The sequence below is a fragment of the Pseudoalteromonas sp. NZS127_1 genome, assembly GCF_015864295.1.
GTDB lineage: Bacteria > Pseudomonadota > Gammaproteobacteria > Enterobacterales > Alteromonadaceae > Pseudoalteromonas > Pseudoalteromonas arctica.
Genome location: NZ_JADYXO010000045.1, coordinates 1 through 6095 on the forward strand (window position 1 = coordinate 1; position 6095 = coordinate 6095).

Here is a 6095-nt window from a genome sequence, read left to right on the forward strand (position 1 = left end):
CTATGTGAAAGTAGGACATTACCAGGCTTCAAATTGTAGAAAGCCCGAATCTAACGATTCGGGCTTTTTTACGTCTGTAGAAAAGTGAAATGCGCGCAATTAACACACACTCACATCAACACCTAGCTCGTAGGGCGGGCGAGTGCAGCGACTCCCGACGCTGATATACTGCGTAGCGTACCGACTTTATATTGTAGAGCGTCTGAATCTAATGATTCGGGCTTTTTTACGTCTGCAAAAAAGTGATTTAGGGATTCCTCTAGAGCGAAGGACTTCTTAGTAAATCATTTATATCGATCAGCAATAATATTTAATCAATTTGAGGGATTAAATCTGACGCTAACTGCGTTAAAAATCTCATATATGAAACAACTGAATAACGAATTCTTGCCCTTCTTTTATCGACTCCGCTTAGTTATTGCTCTAATCTCAATTTATGATCTGTTCAATTATGTAGTTTATAAAATGTGACAGAGCTCGTTTAGATAAAAATAGAATAATAAGGGTTTAATAATGAGTGAAATTGATAATCATCCACATGGCATTTTTTGTTGGTCAGAACTTTGTACGCATAATTGGAAAGATGGTAAGGCGTTTTATACATCATTATTTGATTGGGGGTATGACGATCAACCTATTGGGGAGGACATATATTACACCATGCTACAAAAGCAAGGTGGTGATATAGCCGCTATGTATGAAATGCCTAAAGAGCAAATTAGTGAAGGGATCCCAAGTCATTGGTTGGCTTACATTGCCGTCGACAATGTTGATGATTGTGCGCTAAAAGCTAAAGAACTAGGTGCTGAAGTTATTGCCGGTCCTCATGATGTTATGAATGCAGGACGAATGTTGATGCTAAAAGATCCTGTAGGTGCCACTGTTGCACTATGGCAAGGCAATGAGCATAAAGGTTGTAAGTACTTAGGTGAATTAAACACGCCTTATTGGCATGAGTTAGCAACCAGAAATAGTAAAGTAAGTAGAGATTTTTACTGTGCTTTACTAGGCTGGGAAAGTGAAATAAAGCCAATGGAAGGTATGAACTACACTTTATTTTTGGTTGATGGACAGCCAATTGCCGGTATGCTTGAGATGACAAGCGACTGGCCTGAAGATATTCCTGCTCATTGGATGATTTATTTTGCAGTAGAGAGCTGCGATACGGCAGTAAATAAAGCCGCTAGCTTAGGTGGACAAGTATGTGTTCCTGCAACAGATATCCCCGATGTTGGTCGTTTTAGTGTTATATGCGATCCTCAAGGTGGTGTATTTTCGGTGATCGAATCTGTTATAGATGACGTTTAAACAGTTACATTAGCTTTAGCGTTAATTTACTCGCTAGTTTGTTATAATACTCGCCAATTAAATCGTCAGAAAGTGCAGAGAACGCAATGGAATTTGAACAAAATAGCAATTTAACCCTTCCTTTATTTCTATTAGATGAATCATTAAGTAATAGAGATTTAGAGCAGCCTGATTTTGAAATATCAATTGGACTTGATGATGAGTTACTTGCTCAAATTTGCCAAAATCCAAGTGAAGATAGCAGTGTAGCTATTACCGTTAGCGGTTATGAGTTGCTTATAACTGATTCTCTGTATTTAAGTATATTAGAGCAAGAGCATGATGCGCAGATAACATTAACGCATGGGCCTCTTTTAAGTATTGTTTTGAATACTGAAGGTCAAAAAACATTCGTTTCCCCTCAAATGGATATGATGCCTACCTTCGATTTAGGTGACGAGGACGAATGAAAAAAATAATAATAAGTACATTCGTATTAATTATCCTTAGTGGCTGTGCTTACTTAGGTAATGCACATTACGATGATTTATTTGGCCCTGAACAAGCGCAAGAACGTATCGTTCCACATTCTACCCTTGCTGGAGCTGATTTTTTACAAAACGTAAAACCAGTACTCGATACCCGCTGCGTCGTTTGCCATGGTTGTTACGATGCACCTTGCCAGCTTAAGCTCTCATCCCCTGAAGGTATTGATCGAGGTTTGAGTAAAGAGCTCGTTTACGATGGAACTCGTTTATTGGCAACGACCCCAAGCCGTTTATTGTTTGATGCAACCAATACACAGCAATGGCGAGAAAAAAACTTTACGCCAGTGCTAAATGAGCGCGTACAAAGTGAAGAAGCAAACTTAGCGGGAAGTGTTTTATTTAATAGTTTAGTGTTAAAGCAAAGCTATGAATTACCAACTAATGAAGTGCTAGATGATGAATTTGATTTTTCATTAGGGCGTTCGCAAACCTGTGCAACAATGGGGGAGTTTGACCGATTAGCTGACGAGCAACCTCATGGCGGTATGCCTTATGGTTTACCTGGGGTTTCGCGCGAAGAGTTTAATCATTTACAGAACTGGCTTAAAAATGGCGGTAAAATGTCACATATTGAGCCACCAAGTAAGTATGATCAGAATAAAATAAAGGGCTGGGAAGCATTTTTAAATCAAGATAACTTAAAGTATCAGTTATCAGCACGTTATATTTATGAACATTGGTTTTTAGCACATATTTATTTTACGTCAGAGAACCCACAAAGCTTTTTTAAACTAGTTCGCTCAAGTACGCCTCCTGGTGAGGAAATAAAGTTAATTAATACGCGTCGTCCATACGATGACCCTAAAGTTAGCCGTGTTTATTATCGTTTTATGCAAGAGCGTACAACCATACTTTCTAAAACGCATTTACCACTTGAGCTTAATGAAACTAAATTACTGCGTTTGTACGAGCAGTTTATTGCGCCAGATTATACAGTTACGCAAATGCCGAGTTATGAGCCTAAGTCAGCATCTAACCCATTTAAAACTTTTGAAGTTATTCCTATTAATTCTAAATATCAATTTATGCTTGATGAAGCAGAGTTAATTATTATGGGCTTTATAAAAGGGCCTGTTTGTCGTGGTCAGATTGCTTTAAATGTTATAAATGATCACTTTTGGGTGGCATTTGCTGATCCTGATAAGGTTGCGACTCCTGCTGTAGGGGAAATGCTAATGCAACATGAAGAAGCTCTAGAACTTCCTGCCGCAGAGGAAAGTAATGCGTTACCTATTTCTAGCTGGGTTAAATATTCAGTTCGTGAGAAAAAATATTTACAGGCAAAAGTTGAGCTTGCAAACGAAATGTTCAAAGGTGGCGAGCATCTTACAACTGACTTGCTTTGGAAAGGTGATGGGCATAATAAAAATGCTGCACTGACTATTTTCCGCCATTTTGATAGTGCAACTGTTGTTAAAGGTTTTATTGGTCAAGAGCCTAAAACCACGTGGATACTTGATTATGCGTTATTTGAACGTATTCATTATTTGCTTGTGGCAGGCTTTGATGTATACGGAAATATAGGCCATCAATTGGTTACACGTTTATATATGGATTTTTTACGTTTAGAGGGAGAGCAAAACTTTTTAGCTCTATTACCTGAGCACAAGCGTAATCAAATCAAAAAGCAGTGGTATCGTAATTCACCACCTGACTTATCTAAGTTCTTTAAAAGTAACCGAGAATTTAGCCAGCCCAGTGGTATTAACTATGAAACTGATGATCCACAGCATGAACTATATACCTTGATGAAAGAAGCCTTAGCGTCAGTTTTAAGTGAAAAATACAACTACACTGAAGTGGCAAAGCCGTTAAATGTAATAAGTGAAATGCCAGCAAAAGCGGTTAACTTATTACCTCAGCTTTCTTTTATACTTGTAAAGCAAGAAGATAATAGCCATAAGGGCTACACTATTATTCATCATAATGCGCACTACAATATATCTAGTTTATTAAACGAAGATGGCCAACGTGCTTATGATGAAGATACTGCGACTATTGTTCCTGGGTTTATCGGAGATTATCCAGCAGCTATTTGGTATTTAAATAACGAGCAGCAAGTAAATGCTTTTGCCGAGCAATTGCCTATGATGCAAATAGAAGCTGATTATGGTGCATTGAAATCTAAGTTTGGTATACGACGTACTCATCCACAGTTTTGGCAATACAGCGATATATTGCACGATACAGCTAAAAAATATCGTGGGATAGAATATGGAATGTTCGACTATAACCGTTTAGAAAATAGATAGTTAAATAGTTTTATTTTATTAGCCCAACTTTTTAGTTGGGCTTTTTTATTTAATAATCATTATTTAAGCTGCTTATTAGTTCTAAAAAATTGAGCTACACTTAAAACAAAAACAGGGCTTAGTATGTTTAAAGTTGTCGCGAATATCCGTACTCGTTACCGATGGGCATTAATAGCAATAGCACTATTAATAAGCACATCAGCATCACTTATGCAGTATTATTTTTCGGTGCAAAAATATGACGCAAAAATAATAAATATGGCTGGTAAGCAGAGAATGCTTTCTCAAAAAATAGCTTGGCATAGTAATGAGTTATTATTATCGGCAACAAATATTTCTGAGCATACTAAAGCGTTAAAGACATCAGTCGTATCATTCAAAAAAACTCATAATTACTTACTTTCAAAAAATGCTAATGGAGAGTATCAGTACCTTACACCTAAGCTTATTAAGCTATATACGTTAGCTCCTCATAAACTAGATTCCCAAGTTGCAACATATATCCAGCAAGCGGAAAATTTGCTTTATCAACAAGGCCAAGTAGATAAGCGTATATTCTCTGTAACTGAGGTTGAAGAGCTATTAAAGCAACTAGATCATGCAGTGAATTTATTTGAAGAGCAAGCTGTCCAAAAATTGAACTGGGTATCTAACCTTGAATTATTATTTTGGCTTATGGCGATGTTTTTACTACTTGTAGAGTTAAGGTTTGTATTTATGCCAATGGAAAAAGAAATAGGTAACGCATTGTCTAAATACCAAAAGCAAAAAGAGTTCGCTCAACAAGTGAGTCAAAATAAAGAGCATTTTATTGCCAGAGCAAGTCACGAATTTAGAACTCCTTTACAGGGTCTTATTACGTCTATTGAGGAGTTAAAGGTTTCTGATACGCAGCAAAGCGTTAAAACCCAAGCTAATTACTGTGCACTTAGGTTAATAGCCATATTAGATGAACTGCAGGACTTGCAAGCTTTAAGTACAGGTAAGTGGGTACCGCAATTTAAAAATGAAAACCTTCTAGAGTCGTGTAATAAAGTACTAATGGCTTACGAGCATGCTTGTCAGCAAAAAGGCCTAAAACTAGTTAGTTGTTTAGATGAATCATTAAATTGTGTATGTAAATTGGATCATCAACGTTTGCAGCATACGCTTACAGAATTAATCAGTAACGCTATTAAGTTTACGACAGAGGGTGAAATTACTGTCTCTGCAAAGCTTTTTAATAATGAACTTTGTGTCACTGTAAGTGATACTGGTTGTGGTTTTTCGAAAGAGATTACTGATCTTGAATTTGACTCATTTAAACAAACAAACCATTTTCAAGGATTAAGAACAGGTCTCACTCGGGTTCAGTATGTTGTAAAGGCGTTGCACGGTGAAATTACCTTCAAAAATAATGAAGCCCATGGGGCGCTGGTATCTTTGCACTTACCAATAATTGCCAGTAAAGCTCTCCCAAACCCTCGTAAAATAAATGACAAACTAAAGTGTTTAGTCGTTGAAGATAATCCATTAAATACTATATTACTGACCCGCATACTTAGCTTATTAGGTTTAAGCTATGATTGCGCTGAAAACGGCAAAGTCGCGTGCGATATGGTGAGTGAAAATCAATACGATATTGTTTTTATGGACTTAAATATGCCAGTAATGGATGGGTTTGAGGCGATTAAAAAAATACGCTCTGATCTTAATAAAGTAATGCCAATTATTGTTATAACAGCAAATACTTCACAAAATGATATAGAGCGAGTTTATGAATACGGAGCTAACCTCCATATTCATAAGCCAATAAGCCAGCAAGTAATTAAAGACGCATTAAATAGTATTAGCGTTGCTAGGGCGTGTTGATCTTTGGTAGTTGAATTTGCAGCAGACTGTTTGGTTTTTAGGCAAGGCAGAGCCTATGTAGTGTGGTTATTCCCCATAAATAGGCGATAACGCAGCATAAATACCAAACATGCGCTGCCCATTGGGTTCTTTCTAGGGACGATTAACTCTTTGTTGC

General features: G+C 37.1%; 4 protein-coding genes. All 4 read left to right on the forward strand.

The genetic code is table 11. The features are described 5' to 3' along the window. The first annotated feature begins 513 nt into the window (after positions 1–513). The gene (locus tag I6F50_RS19960) at positions 514–1308 is read left to right on the forward strand and encodes a VOC family protein (RefSeq protein WP_165728075.1); all 795 of its coding nucleotides are present in this window, start codon (positions 514–516) and stop codon (positions 1306–1308) included. Between the two features lie 86 nt (positions 1309–1394). Further along, positions 1395–1757 (forward strand): hypothetical protein, encoded by a 363-nt coding sequence (locus tag I6F50_RS19965; protein ID WP_165728076.1) that lies wholly within the window; start codon positions 1395–1397, stop codon positions 1755–1757. After that, positions 1754–4087, forward strand: a complete 2334-nt coding sequence (locus I6F50_RS19970) for a fatty acid cis/trans isomerase (protein ID WP_165741672.1) — start codon at positions 1754–1756, stop codon at positions 4085–4087. The genes I6F50_RS19965 and I6F50_RS19970 overlap by 4 nt, the downstream gene beginning before the upstream one ends. A gap of 123 nt (positions 4088–4210) precedes the next feature. After that, positions 4211–5938: a response regulator gene (locus I6F50_RS19975; protein ID WP_197177138.1), complete on the forward strand. Its 1728-nt coding sequence runs from the start codon at positions 4211–4213 to the stop codon at positions 5936–5938. Positions 5939–6095 lie beyond the last annotated feature (157 nt).